Here is a 15,205-nt window from a genome sequence, read left to right on the forward strand (position 1 = left end):
ATGCGCGGCAGTCATGAGGGCATTAATGTAATGGCAGACGTCGCATCTTTAGCGGTCGGGCTGCACCTGAACGCAGCCAGTTTTAAATCCCAGCTGCTGGGAGCGTATGGCGATGCGGAGAACCAGTCACGACGGTTCAACCGTAATGCCCAGGCGGACGCGAAAAAGACGGAGGACGCCTATAAAAAGGTCGGTCTGTCGATATCCGGGATGGCCAGCCGGCTGGCGGGGCTGGCAGGAGCCGGCCTTTCCATCGGCACGATCGTCACCACGTCCAGACAATATGGACAGGCATTATCAGACCTGCAGGCCATCACCGGTGCGACTGCTGCTGAAATGAAAGCGCTGGATCTGGCTGCGCAGGAAATGGGGCGCACGACAGAGTACAGCGCCAGCCAGGCCGCCGAGGCGTTAAAGCTGATGGCGTCGGCTAAACCGGAGCTTTTAAAAACGTCCGATGGACTGCAGAAGGCTACGAACAGCGCGCTTATCCTGGCGCAGGCCGCCGGCACAACGCTGCCCGATGCGACCAGAACGCTGGCGCTCTCCTTAAACCAGTACGGGGCGAGCGCGCAGGAGGCGGATCGTTATATCAACGTGCTGGCCGCCGGCGCGAAGTACGGGTCGTCGGAGATTGTGGATACAGCGGCCGCCATTAAAAATGGTGGCGTCGCAGCCGCACAGGCCGGCGTTGGTTTTGAGCAGCTGAATGCCGCGATTCAGGTGCTGGCAGAGCGTGAAATTAAAGGCGGTGAAGCCGGCACGGCGCTGCGTAACGTCATCCTGAATCTGGAAAAGGGCACGGACAAGAGCCTCAAGCCGTCCGTGGTTGGTCTCAGCCAGGCGCTGACCAATCTTTCCGGGAAAAATCTCTCCACGGCCCAGGCCGTAAAACTGTTTGGCGTGGAGAACCTGAATGCGGCGTCTATCCTGGTCCAGAACCGTTCAAAGCTTGATGAACTGACCGCTTCCCTGACCGGTACCAAAACGGCGCATGAGCAGGCATCCATCAGGGTTAACAACCTGAACGGCGATTTGCTGGGGCTGAGCAGTGCGTTTGAAGGGATGGTCATTAAGATCGGCCAGAGCAGTAACGGGCCACTCCGCAGCGGGATTCAGGTTGCCACGGAGGCACTGAACAGCCTGGCAGACAATTTCAACACCGTCTCCAGCGTGGCGCTTTACAGCCTGATCCCCGTGTTATCCACGAAACTGACTGCAGGGCTGCGGGAGAATATCGCGGCCTGGCGGGAAAGCCAGGCGGCGGTAAAAGCGCGGGCGCAGGCTGATGCGGATATTGCCCGCAAAACGCTGGATTCGACAGCGGCCATCCTGAAACAGAACGACGCTGAGTTTGGCCACTACCGGCAGATGGAGCGGACGGCTAAACAGTACGGGATGAATATCAGTTACCAGGATGAGTTTACCCGCCTCATCCGACAGGAAACTGAGCAAACCAATCTGGCCAGCCAGGCGAAACTGAAACTGGCAGCGGCAAACCGGCAATTGTCGATATCAGCCCGTGCGGCCTCCGTTGCGGTGGGCCTGGCAAGAGGCGCCCTGGCTTTTGTTGGTGGTCCGGTTGGCGCGGCGACGCTGGCTGGCTCTGCATTACTGTATTTCCATCAACAAGCAAAAGAAGCCCGGCAATCGGCCATTGATTTAAAAGATGCCGTAGTGGAAACCAGTGAAGCGCTGATGCGCCTCTCGCTTAACCAGTTAAATGTGAAGCAGTTCGACCTGGAGGATAAGTACGAAAACCAGGTCGTGCAGCGTAACCAGCTGATAAAAGAGATTCAGGATGCCGACAGTCGTATCGACAGCCTGAAAGGGTTTGACCCCTTCGGCCAGCTGGAAGGGGTGACAAAAGACCAGACGCGGGCGCGGGCGGATCTCGATAGCGTTAACGAGGGACTCCGCAAAACCGAGGAAAACATTAAGCGTGTCAGTGATGCAAAAACACTGGCTCAGCTGGGTTTATCGGGAAAAATAACCTCCCTTACGGACGATCTGAAAGGAGCGTTAAGCACGCCCCCCAAAGAGACCGGAGATGGAAATCCCTGGGGCGGCGATGGCGGTACCGGCACGGGGAAAGGCAGTAAGTCCCAGGTCGACCAGTTCAAAACGCTGCGGCAGCAAATTGAAGAAGCCCATGCATCCAGCCTGGCCAGAATTAACCTGCAGGAAAAGGACAGCAACAGGGAGCTGCAGGAAGCGGCGAAGAAAAATGGCGCCAGTGATGCTGACCTGCAGCGCGCGCTGTTAATGAATGCAGAGAACTACCAGAAACAGCGACTGGATCTGGCCGCGCAGTATTCCCCCGCCCAGGAAACCCTGCGAAAAGAGCAGGAAGCCAGCCGGGACCTGGCTGAGCTTTTCAAAGCCCGCCTTCTTGATGAAAAAGAGTACCAGGCCGCACGAATAACGCTGGCCAGAGATACTGCGAAAGAGCTGCTGCAGGCGCATGCCGATGAAATCGCTGCGCCGGCACTGGATATCGCCGGCGAAGTTGATCCACTGGTCTCGCTGCGCAATCAGCTTGCGCAGCGGCAGGCATTGCTGCAGGCGTACTACCAGGGCAGCGCGATCAGCAAAGAACAGTACGAAATGCTTATGCAGAAGGCGACGAAAGAATCCGCCGATGCGCAGTATCAGACGTCACTGGAGTTATACCGATCACAGGGAGAATTCCAGAGCCTGGCCGTCGGGTTATTTGAAACGGCCCATGAGCGCTCAAGCAACTTCCTGACGAGCATGCTGACGCGGACGAGAAGCTTTAAGGAGAACATGGCTGACCTGTTTTCCTCGCTCACACAGTCAATCATAAAAAACCTCGTTGATATGGCCGCACAGGCGCTGGTCACCAGTTCTGTCATGCAAACCATCATGGGTGTGGTGGGAGCTGGAGTGAGTATTGCAGGTGGTGTTTCTGGAGCGGCTGATGTCGGCGCAGGAACTGCGATTCAGAATGCGGGTAATAACTTTAACTTTCAAATACCGGGTTATGCCAAAGGCGGTGTCTTCGATTCTCCTTCATTAAGTGCCTACAGCAACCAGGTCTACGACTCTCCGCAGCTCTTCGCTTTCGCAAAAGGGGCCGGCGTATTTGGCGAGGCCGGGCCGGAGGCCATCATGCCGCTGACGCGTGCCGGCGATGGTTCGCTGGGTGTACGCGCTGTCGGTGGTGTTCAGAACGCCGGCGCGTCGGAAGGGCCAAAAGTCTATATCACGATTGAAGGCGGAAACACCTCAACGCAGGCGCCGTCTGGTTTTGAGCAGTTTGGCCAGCAGATCGGCTCGTTTGTGGAGAAAAAATACAGGGAGCTGATGGCGCAGGATATGCGCCCTGGCGGGATGGTCTGGAATGCAGTTAAAGGGCAACGTTGATGGCTATTGAGATATTCACCTGGAGTCCGCGGGTTAATCCCCAGCAGACCGTTAACTTTCGTGTCCGGAAGGCGCAGTTCGGTGACGGGTATGCGCAGGTATCCGGCGATGGTATTAACACCCGATCACAGGACTGGGAGCTGAGTTTTGTCGGTACGGAGGACTATATCCGTCCGATTAAGCAGTTCTTCGACCGTCATGCCGGCACCCGCGCGTTTCAGTGGACCCCGCCTCTGGAAGAGGTGGGGCTTTACCGCTGCGAACAATACAAACCGGTGCCGCTGGGCGGCGGAAATTACTCACTTTCAGCCACTTTTATTCAGGCATTTAAACCATGAGCCTTAACGCGAATTATCAGAAGTTAGAGCCAGGCGATGAGGTTCGTCTCCTGGAGATCGATGGACAGGCGTTTGGCCTGGATGAGGTTTTGTATTTCCACGGCTATAACGTTCCCCATACTGCAGCCGAAATCCTCGCCGCTGGCGGCGACCTGCATAAGCTGCCGGCGAAAAGCATCTGGTGGCAGGGGCGGGAGTATAAAGCCTGGCCATGTGAAATCGAAGGGATCGAGTCCTCCACCACGGGCAGTGACGCGCAGCCAACGCTGCGGGTAGGGAACATCGACGGGAAGATATCCGCGCTCTGTCTTCATTACGACGATCTGGCTCTGGCGCGGGTTGTCATCCACGACACGCAAAAACAGTATCTCGATGCGAAGAACTTTCCGGACGGGAATGCCTCAGCTGATCCGACTCAGGAGAAACGGCGCCTTTTCTTCATTGACGTAAAGCATTATGAAGACGATGAGAAGGTGGAATTTACTCTCTCCAGCCCGTTTGCCCTGCAGGGGATGATGATCCCCACTCGCCAGCTGCATGCGATTTGCACCTGGTGTATCCGCAATCAGTACCGCAGTGGTAACGGGTGCGACTATGCCGGCACCCGGTATTTTGACAGGAACAATCAGCCAGTTGATGACCCGTCGCAGGATGTCTGCAACGGAACGCTCACGGCCTGTAAATTACGTCATGGTGAGAATAGTGAACTGCCGTTTGGCGGGTTCCCCGGCACCTCATTAATCAGGAGCTGATATGCGTCAGAAAACGATTAAGGCCATCCAGGAACATGCGGCCGCAGAATATCCGCGCGAGGCCTGCGGCCTCGTCGCCCAGAGGGGCCGAGCGGAGCGTTATTTCCCCTGCCGGAACCTGTCCACAGAGTCGAAAGATAATTTTGTGCTGGCGCCGGAGGATTATGCGGAGGTTGAGGAATGGGGAACGATCACCGGTATTGTTCACAGCCATCCTGATGCCACCACCCAGCCGAGCGAACTGGATAAAGCGCAATGCGACGCGACCTTTCTCCCCTGGCATATTATCAGCTGGCCAGAAGGCGATCTCCGTACCATCCATCCGCGTGGTGAGTTGCCGCTCCTCGAGCGACCATTCGTGCTGGGCCACTACGATTGCTGGGGCCTGGTGATGAGCTATTTTCGGCAAACCCACGGCATCGAGCTGCACGATTACCGCGTCGATTATCCGTGGTGGGAAAAGGAGTATCCGGACAATTTTTATCAGGACTGCTGGTATGAATGCGGGTTCCGTGAGTTTGATGGTCCACCGCAACCGGGTGATATGGTGATCATGCAGGTGCAGGCGGATAAGTGGAACCACGCCGGGATTCTGCTGGAAGGGAATATGCTGCTGCATCACCTGTATGGCCATCTCAGCAAGCGCGTGCCGTATGGTGGATACTGGTTAGACAGGACGATGAAAATCGTCCGATACCATTCTCTGTGTTAATCTCTTGTGGAATTTTAACTATAAATCCAAGGGATACTGAAATGAAAAAAATAGCTCTAGCATTGGCAATTGTCACAGTAACAGGCTGTTCGACAACAGTTGTACCTCCCAGCCAAGCTATTTCCGCCTCAAAAGAGCATGTTTTTAAATATCAAGAAAACGAAGGTAATAACGGTAGCCTGACAATCGTTCGTGATTCAGGATTCGTGGGAGCAGGATGCTATGCAACAGTTTATTTGAATGGTGAACGAGTAGCGAAACTGGATCCGAAAGAAAAAGCGACATTTTATTTATCAGAAGGAGAGTGGGCTGTCGGTGCTAATCTTGAAGGTAAAGGACTTTGCAGTTTAAACCGAGAGAGACAAGAACGATTTTTCAATATTAAAGCTGGAGAGAAAAAAGCAGCAAGAGTTTTTACGGATGCTAATGGCGATTTGGATATAAGGCCAACCACTATTAATTAACTCGTTTCCCACCAGCTGGAGCTATTATGCAGGAAATAATGACAAGAATTGAGCTTTCTGGAATTCTTGGCAAAACTTTCGGGAAGGTTCATCATCGGTTGATTTCAACAGTCCAAGAAGCAGGCATAGCGCTGGCTGCAACCATCCCTGGATTTGAAAATTTCATGAATAACAGCAAAGAAAAAGGGTTGACCTTTGCTGTTTTCAAAGGAAAGAAAAATATCGGTAAGGATGATTTAGGATTCCCCGTTGGTGGTGAAGTTATCAGAATTGTTCCTGTTTTAATTGGTAGTAAAAAGGCGGGGCTGCTTCAAACAATTCTTGGAGCAGTTATTATTGTTGCCTCTGCTGTCGGCTCTTACTTTGTTCCTGGCAACCCCGTGTCAGCATTTGGTTATAAAATGGGGGCTGCTATGATGCTCGGCGGCGTTGTTCAGATGCTCTCCCCACAGCCAGCAGGCCTGGCCCGAAAAGAATCCGCTGACAATAAAGCGTCCTACGCCTTTGGGGGCGTGACGAATACTGCCTCTCAGGGATACCCGGTCCCTTTGCTTTATGGCAAACGCCGAATTGGCGGAGCCATTATATCTGCCGGTATTTACGTAGAAGACCAGCAATAAGTTTTATTCAGTAAACCATCCAATTCAGGCCACCTTGCGGTGGCTTTTTTTATGGGCGTAATATGGCAAATAACATAATTAAAGGGCGCAAGGGTGGCGGCTCAAAGCAGCGTACACCGACGGAACAGCCGGATGATTTACAGTCCGTTGCGAAAGCCAAAATTCTGCTCGCATTAGGTGAGGGTGAATTTACAGGTGGTTTAACCGGGAAAGATATTTATCTTGATGGCACCCCGCTTGAAAATGCTGATGGTTCGCAAAACTTCAGTGGCGTGTCCTGGGAATTTCGCCCCGGCACGCAGGCTCAGACTTATATTCAGGGTATTCCCGGTACTGAAAATGAAATCAGTGTAGGAACGGAAGTTTCCAGCAAGACAGCCTGGACCCATACCTTTACTAATACCCAGCTTTCTGCCGTTCGTGTCCGCCTGAAATGGCCGTCCCTGATGAAACAGGAAGATGACGGCGACGTGGTGGGCAATACCGTCAAGTATGCGATTGACCTGCAGACCGACGGCGGCGCCTGGCAGACGGTGCTGGAAACCGCTGTCACGGGTAAAACAACCTCCGGTTATGAGCGGAGCCATCGTATTGATCTGCCCCATGCCGGCAGTACCTGGACGCTACGCCTGCGTAAAATCTCTCCGGATGCAAACAGTGTCAAAGTTGGCGACGTGATGACGCTGCAGAGCTATACCGAAGTGATTGACGCGAAGCTGCGTTATCCCAACACCGCACTGCTTTATATCGAGTTCGACTCCAGCCAGTTTAATGGCTCCATTCCGCAAATTTCCTGTGAGCCGCGTGGGCGCGTGATCCGGGTGCCGGATAACTACAATCCGGAAACCCGCGAATATACCGGCGTCTGGACCGGCGGGTTTAAATGGGCCTGGACGGATAACCCGGCCTGGATCTATTACGACATTGTTATCGCTGACCGTTTTGGTCTCGGTAATCGTCTGAGCAGCGCCAATATTTCGAAATGGACGTTGTACCAGATTGCACAGTACTGCGATCAGCTGGTTCCTGACGGGCGCGGTGGTGACGGCATGGAGCCGCGCTATACCTGTAACGTCTATGTCCAGGAACGCAACGATGCTTACACCGTGCTGCGAGATTTTGCCGCCATCTTCCGGGGCATGACCTGCTGGAACGGTGAGCAGATTGTTGTGCTGGCTGATATGCCGCGTGATGTCGATTTTACTTATACGCGCGCCAATATTGTCGGCAAACCCCGTTATTCGAGCAGCAGCAGCCAGGTTCGGTACACCAACGCCCTGGTTTCCTGGTCTGATCCGGATAATGCTTATGCTGATGCGATGGAGCCTGCGTTTATCCCTGAACTGGTTTCCCGCTACAGTTTTAACCAGCTCGAAATGACCGCGATTGGCTGTACGCGCCAGAGCGAAGCCCACCGTAAGGGACTGTGGGGCATACTGACCAACAATAAGGACCGCATGGTCGAAATTGATGTGGGGCTGGACGGTCGCATTCCTCAACCCGGTTATATCATTGCCCTGGCGGATGAGTTGCTGGCCGGACGGGTCAACGGCGGGCGAATCAGCGCGGTGAATGGCCGGGTGATTACGCTGGATCGTGATGTGGATGCCAAACCTGGCGACCGCCTCCAGCTAAACCTGCCATCAGGGATCTCACAGAGCCGGACCATTCAGGCTGTTAATGGACGCCGGCAGATTACGGTCACAACGGCGTACAGTGAGACGCCGGAACGGGAATGCGTCTGGGCCATTGAATCCGATGACCTCTTCCTGCAGCAGTACCGGGTTACAGGGGTAAAAGAGAACAACGATGCCACCCTCACGATCACCGGCGTGGCACATGACCCGGATAAATTCGCCCGCATCGATACCGGCGCTATTATCGACCAACGCCCGGTTAGCGTATTGCCGGCGGGCAACCAGTCACCTCCTGACGATATTGTCATCACATCCCGCTCGGTCGTGAATCAGGGGATCAGCGTCGAAACGATGCAGGTTAACTGGTCAGCGGTCAGCGGTGCTATTGCCTACGAGGCGCAGTGGCGCCGTAACGACGGGAACTGGATTAATGTGCCGCGCAGCTCGACCACCTCGTTTGAGGTCAGCGGCATCTATGCCGGTCGTTACCTGGTTCGCGTCCGCGCGATCAATGCGGCGGAGATTTCGAGCGGGTGGGCGTATTCCGAAGAGAAAACCCTGACCGGCAAGGTCGGCGAGCCGCTGGCACCGCTGGCGCTGGCAACCCGTTCGCTGGTTCATGGGGTCCAGGTTAGCTGGGAGTTCCCGACCGGCTCCGGGGATACGCTGCGCACGGAACTGCAGTACAGCAAAAATCAGGACGGCAGTGCGCCGATGCCGTTATCAGACGTGGCCTATCCGGGGAAAAGCTATCAGCAGATGGGCCTCAGTATGGGCGCAGAATTCTGGTATCGGGCGCGCCTTGTTGATCGTCTGGGCAATGAAAGCCCGTGGACCGGCTGGGTCCAGGGGATGGCCAGCGATAACTTTGATGACTACTACGAAAACCTGACTGACGCGATCAAGGATACGGCTGCCTGGGAGGAAACGCAGCGTACCATTAGCGAAACGCAGGAAGGTATCCGCAATACGCAGCAGGAACTGGAGCAGACCGCTGAAGAGCTGCGTCAGGAAGCCGCAGATCAGGCGAAGCAGGTCAGCCAGAATATTGATGCATCGGCGAAAAGCATCACTGCTGATGTGAATCAGCAGATAGCAGTTTTGAGCAAGTCGCTTGCCGACGGCGATGCCGCATTGAATGCGCAGATTAAAACTGCCGAGAATGGCCTGAAGCAGTCATTGTCTCAGGTCAACACCACGTTAACCAATGCGGTTAAGCAGGAAACTGCGGATCGTATCGCAGATATTAACGCGAAGGCGGCACAGGCTGCTGATGAACTGCTGGCGGCAACGCAGGGGATTGAGGCGAGTATCGAGAGCCTGACTCAGGTAATGAAGAGTGCCGATGAAAATCTGGCGCGGGAAATGTCCAGCCTCGCTGCCGGCGCCAATATCCAGTTCGATTCGCAGGTTATCTGGCATTTCAACAGTCAGACGACCGAGGGCTGGACCGGCAGCGCCGGCGTACCGGGTGTGTCCCGGGATGGCTGGTTACGCCCTGCGGACAGCGCCACCGATCCGTACATTACCTCTCCCGGCGGTCTGGCTGTCGATGGTGCAGCGTACCGCTTCATCATGCTGCGCTTTCGTAAAACCGGCAAACCAGTCTGGGCGGGTGAGATCCGTTGGGTGTCTGCCGGCGAAAACTTTAATAACACGAAGCGATACATTGTTGCTGAGCCGGAATATGCCGATGGGGTGGCAACCCTGACGGTGCGTGATATTCCGTGGACAGGGAACATTGATCGTATTCGCCTGGACCTGACGAACCAGCAGGATGCCAGCAACTTTATCGAATTCGACTGGATCGCCGTTGGCCGGCCAGCACCCGGCGCCAGTACGGCGGCTCTGCAGGATGTGCGCAGTACGCTGAGTAACGCGCTGACCTCCGAAGCACAGGCACGCAGCACGCTGGCGGCGCAGATGCGTGGCTCCTATGATGGCAGCGATCTGGAGAAAGTCACCTCCGGGCTGCTATACCAGGAAAAAACGGCGCGCGTTACCGCCATCCAGGCGGAAGTTAAGGCCAGAGAGTCCCTTCAGACGCAGTTTAACGACAACAAAGCTGCTGTTTCTGGTGAACTGAGTTCTCTGACGACAGAGCAGCGCGCGCAGGCGAGCCGTATCGGTGGTCTGGAAACCAGCCTCGGGAAAAAAGCCGATGCGACCGCGCTGACGTCCCTGACGCAGAAAGTTGAGCAACAGGGTGCCACGCTGACATCGCAGGGCGCCGCGTTAACATCACTCACTAACCGGGTGGGCCAGACGGAAACGGGCCTGGCTGGTACGAATGAGGCGCTGAGCGGGCTGCAGTCTGTTGTTACCCGTCAGGGCGACAGGATAACCAGCCAGGGTCAGTCCATCACAAAACTGACGAGCGATTTGGGCACGACAAATTCCGCGCTGGTGAAGAAAGCCGAAGCGGCTGCGGTCACTGCCTTAACGCAGCAGGTGGAGCAAAACGGGCGGGATATTCGCAGCAATACTGACAGTATCACCCGCCTGTCGAATCAGCTGGTCAATGGCCAGCCGAATAGCTGGTCCCGTCGGATCTATCCTGTGCAGCTGGCTAACGCCGTGACAGTCCCGTCATTCAGCGATATTCGCGCCGTGGCGCCAGTGGTCGTGGATGAGGTGGCCGACGCGACCAGACTGGACTTTACGTCCGCCGGGAGCTATCTGATCGCGCTGTATTCCTGCCAGGTGAAAGTGGCGGCCGATACCACCATCACAATGACGCCCGGTAACAGGGTTTTTGATGATACCGGTGCTGTATTTGTAAATGGCGTTCAGGTTGCCTGGGGAAACGCCAGCTGGACTACCGTCAGTTTTGATCTGAAAGCCGGCTGGAACACAGTTGAGTTTCTGGTGAATCAGTGGGCTGGCCAGGCGTATATCAACCTGGGACTGAAGCTGTCAGACAAGGTTGCTGAGATGTACTCCGGTCTCGGTGTTTCCGCGCTGGCAAACGCAGCCGGCGTACTCAGCTCGAATGTCAGCCAGATTGGCAACCATGTGGTCAGCAATTCGCAGAGCATCACCCAGCTCCGGAATGCGCTGACGCAGACAGACGCGAATGTGGCCAGCAAAGCGGATCAGACGGCGATGAACTCCCTAACCGGACGAGTGGAGAAGACGGAGTCCGGTCTGACGGCGGCGAACAGCAACATTACGTCGCTCAGCAGCTCTCTGAGCCAGCAATCCAAACGCGGCGCTAATCTGCTTCCTGATGGCACTTTTGAAAGTTACGCGGTTGGTCACAATCTGGCGAATAACCGTGCCATCGTGACCACTGACGACTCGCATGGCGGCAATAAATGCATTCGTGTGACGCGTCCGAATGACTACAATGCCAATGCAACTGACAACACTGACACCCACATTTTCAGCGGATTCCAGGTTCGCGATAACGCAGTCTTCTATATGGAATGCTGGGTTAAGCTGGATTCCAGGAGTACCGCTATGGCCGGGAACGTGCAGATTTCCGTCGGCTTATCGCTCCAGTATCAGGACAACTCCTGGCAGTGGCCGGCAGTTACCAAAGCGGCAAAGGATCTCTCTTCAACTCAATGGACGAAGGTTTCTGGTTACCTGAAATCAACGAAGAGCGGTATTAAGCAGGCAATGGTCAGGATTTCTATTCCTAACGTTAGCAGCGTTAAGGCGGGTAACTCATTCCTCATTGATGACCTGGTCATTACCGAAGTGACTGATGCCTACAATGCGCAAAGTACAGCAGATGCTAACGCTAATGCGATTTCGACACTGAACTCGACCGTATCCCAACAGGGCGGCCAGATCACCAGTCAGGGTAACAGCATCACTAAACTGATAAATGACCTGGCGAAGACTAATAATAACGTCAGCAATAAAGCAGACGCTAATGCTCTGACGGCACTGACCAACCGTGTTACCCAGACCGAAAAAGACATTAACTCAACGAGTTCTTCTGTCACGAATCTGAACAACAAGGTTGATGCAATTTCTGTCGGCGGTACAAACCTGATCAAGAACTCCGGCGATATGACCGGCTGGTCGAACGTTGTCAGCGATACGTATCGTGGTAACGCGGTAATTAGCACAACTGTAAAAGCCGGCTCCGGTTACAGGGATTTGCGGGAAATCACGCTTGAGTCGCCGCTCGATGCAGGGGAGTACGTTTACAGCTTCTATGCGAAAGGCGGCGTTGCTGGCCAGACGATGACGGCGTTCTTCTACAATCCGAACACCACAACGTCTATCGAGACCAGCCAGGGTGCGAAAGGTAACAACACTGATGGTCGTGCGCAGTTCACGCTGACCACTTCATGGGCCCGCTATTGGGTTAAGTGGAAACAGACACCTACCACGGGCACCAAGCGCCTGATTCTGTGCCGTATCGAGAGCAATACCTCCAAAGACCAGACGGTGTACATCAACAGTCCGAAGTTTGAGGTAGGTAACGTTGTTTCCGACTGGAACGAGTCTCCGTCTGATAGCGCCAGTGCGTCGGCTGTGGATTCGCTGACAACGAAAGTGAATCAGCAAGGCACTTCCATTAGCTCTATCGGAAATCGCACCACATCGTTGGAAAACAGGTTATCGACAGCTCAGAACAACATTGCCAGGAAGGCTGATGCTTCTGCATTGCAGGATCTCCGGAACACGGTGACATCTCAGGGGGGCGATTTAACCGCGGCGAACAGTAGCATTACCAGCCTGCAGGCCTCGATGAACCGTCGCACTGTGTTTACTGTCACTGCACGGGGGAATGGCAACAGCGTAACTCCTGGGGTTTTTGATGAAAGCGGCAAAAACCTGTTTACCCCTGGTCGCAGCTGGGCACTGGTCACTTTTGCAAAACACAGCAACGGATCAACGGTGATTGCGACATCCAAAACATACGATGTCTTTGGCAGCGCGAATAATGGTGCCACGATGTCGGCTGATATCGAGGCGTTGGCCAGTGGCACTTACGTTTGCGTCCTGACATTCGATGAGCCATCTGGCAACCGAGGTAAGATATTGTCTGCTCTGGAATCTCTTGGTGGTACATCCGAAGTCGTCAACTCCCTGCCGTATCGTGGTGCCTATATTCTCCTTGGCCGCAAAGGCATGAGGCCGGGCGATGGTCTGGAACTGCGTGCGCCAACCGGTGGTGACGCCACTGCCCACATTTCGACCTCAGTCGAGTTTGTGAACGGGGTAATGATGGGACTGGGCGCCGCCGGCGGTGTGATGATGAAGGCTGATGCGAACGCGTCGGCAATTACCACGCTCCAGAACACAGTGAAGGCCCAGGGGGGTAATATTGACTCCCTGAGTTCCTCGGTAACGGCGCTGGAGAACAGCCTCAGGTCGACAAACGATACGGTGAGTAAAAAGGCCGACACGTCCGCGGTGAGTTCACTGACCGGTCGCGTAAGCCAGGTGGAAAACACCATCACCAGCCAGTCGCAGAGCATCACGTCGCTGACCAGCACCATCAATACCATCCGCACTCAGGGAGCTAATCCGTGGGTTGACGGTACGTTCGAAAGCTACGGAGATGGTCATGTGCTGGGCGGGGGCGGCACCGCCGTTGTGGTGGAGTCGCAGAAATTCACCGGCAATAAGAGCCTGCAGGTGAGCCGGGGAGCGAACAATAACGGCAACAGCGATAAACAGCTTGGGAGCTGGCAGTCAGTCCGTGAGGATGCGAAGTTCCGGTTTGAGTTCTGGGCCATGATGCCGTCGGATCAGAAACCCTCATCCGGGTGGACAACGCTGGTCGGTATCAACTCACTGAATGCTGCTGGTCAAAACTCCTGGCAGTCGGCGGTCACTGTCAGCGAAGCCGCTCTTGGTGCGCGTGATAAGTGGGTGAAATTTACGGGTATTGCCAGTAACAACGGGGGTGGCAGAACACGCGCGGTGGTCTGGATCTCCACCCGTGGCGCCTCCGGCAGCGGCACCCCCGGTTATTCGCTGTATATCGACGATCTGGTTATCACGGATGTTACCGATGCGAAAGCGGCACAGGATGCCTCTGACGCGACGGCGAGTGCCGTAAGCGGTCTGACGGCTCGCGTAACGGATGCCGAAGGGAAAATCACCGCCCAGGCGCAGCAGCAGGCGGCACTGGCCACGAAAGTGGATAATGCCAACTCCCGCGTCGATAACATGGCGAAGACGCTGAGCGACAGCCAGAACACACAGGCCAGTCTGAATACCTCGCTTCAGTCGCAGATTGACGCGCAGGCGGCCGCCAACATCAAAAACCAGACGACGCTGGACAACACGATTAAATCGGTGGCCAGTATCACCAGTACCCAGCAGACGCATGCAACGGCACTGGAGGCGCTGGCAACGCAGCAGACGACCCTGACATCCAGTGTCGGGGATCTCAGTGCTTCCGTTCAGAATACCGCCAAAACCGTGGCGGCTGTGAATGGTACGGTGAGTTCTCTGTGGTCGATGAAGGTTGAGACGGTTAACGGGAAGAAGGTTGGCGCGGGGATTACGCTGGGCAGCAATGGTGAAACGAGCGACATGATCCTCTACGCTGACCGCTTCTCGCTGTTTAACCGTAATAATGCGACGGCTGTTCCGGTGATGGTTGCCGAAGGCAATGAGCTGTATATCGATACGGCTCGTATCAAAAACAGTTCCCTGACCTCTGCCAAAATCGCGGACGGTTCCATTACGAACGCGAAGATCGGTAACGAGATCCGCTCGAATAACTTTGTTGATGGCTCGCAAGGCTGGCGTATCGCCAAGGATGGCTCTTCGCAGTTCAATAACGTGATCGTCCGTGGCAGGGTTGAAGCGAATAGCGGCGTGTTCCGTGGCACTGTCCAGGCGGATTCGTTCATTGGTGACATTGCGGTGGCCAAAAGTTACGACAGCCTGACTTTCCGCCGCAACCAGACGGTACAGCGGAACGGTGCGTATCAGAACAGGGGGTATAGCATGACAGTGGTTCTGGCCTGCACCCTGGTGTGCCAGACCTATGGGACGGGCAGTGGCCTGGGGTATACCTCTGATATTACGTTCAACATTGGTGGGCAGGAGGTAACCCGCCGTATCTTCGTCGATGCCGGTAATATCACAGGCGGCACCACGGCCTTTGAATTGCGGTTTGCCGCGCGCCTGGATGCTGACTACAACAATGTCGGCTTCTTTATCAGAGCGTCAGGTCGTACTGCCGCGATTGATTACACCTGCACAGTCGAGAACATCACCGCAACCGCATTTCGGACGGACAGCAGTTCATTTAGCTAACAGAGGCCCCGTAAGGGGCCTTTTCTTTTTCCAGAGATAACCATCCAGGAGGA

Annotated in this window: 7 protein-coding genes; all 7 read left to right on the plus strand. The window is 55.0% G+C overall.

The window, feature by feature from the left end; genetic code table 11:
* Window positions 1-30: 30 nt before the first annotated feature.
* A complete protein-coding gene (locus tag CE636_RS25465) occupies window positions 31-3,387 on the plus strand; it encodes a phage tail tape measure protein (protein WP_025999131.1) in 3,357 nt (1,118 codons plus the stop codon).
* On the plus strand, window positions 3,387-3,725 hold the full coding sequence (locus CE636_RS25470) for a phage tail protein (protein ID WP_017898999.1): 339 nt from the start codon (window positions 3,387-3,389) through the stop codon (window positions 3,723-3,725). The genes CE636_RS25465 and CE636_RS25470 overlap by 1 nt, the downstream gene beginning before the upstream one ends.
* Window positions 3,722-4,477, plus strand: coding sequence for a phage minor tail protein L (locus CE636_RS25475; RefSeq protein ID WP_017899000.1), 756 nt, complete (start codon window positions 3,722-3,724; stop codon window positions 4,475-4,477). The genes CE636_RS25470 and CE636_RS25475 overlap by 4 nt, the downstream gene beginning before the upstream one ends.
* Before the next feature lies 1 nt (window position 4,478).
* Entirely contained in the window at window positions 4,479-5,189 is a 711-nt protein-coding gene (locus CE636_RS25480) for a C40 family peptidase (RefSeq protein ID WP_017899001.1), read from the plus strand.
* Between the two features lie 41 nt (window positions 5,190-5,230).
* Window positions 5,231-5,653, plus strand: coding sequence for a hypothetical protein (locus CE636_RS25485; protein WP_025368256.1), 423 nt, complete (start codon window positions 5,231-5,233; stop codon window positions 5,651-5,653).
* 26 nt (window positions 5,654-5,679) lie between these two features.
* On the plus strand, window positions 5,680-6,273 hold the full coding sequence (locus tag CE636_RS25490; RefSeq protein WP_017899002.1) for a tail assembly protein: 594 nt from the start codon (window positions 5,680-5,682) through the stop codon (window positions 6,271-6,273).
* A 62-nt stretch (window positions 6,274-6,335) separates the two neighbouring features.
* Entirely contained in the window at window positions 6,336-15,152 is an 8,817-nt protein-coding gene (locus CE636_RS25495; protein ID WP_017899003.1) for a phage tail tip fiber protein, read from the plus strand.
* Window positions 15,153-15,205 lie beyond the last annotated feature (53 nt).

Origin of the sequence: Klebsiella sp. LY (genome assembly GCF_004010915.1) — a bacterium.
GTDB classification, from domain to species: domain Bacteria; phylum Pseudomonadota; class Gammaproteobacteria; order Enterobacterales; family Enterobacteriaceae; genus Klebsiella; species Klebsiella quasipneumoniae.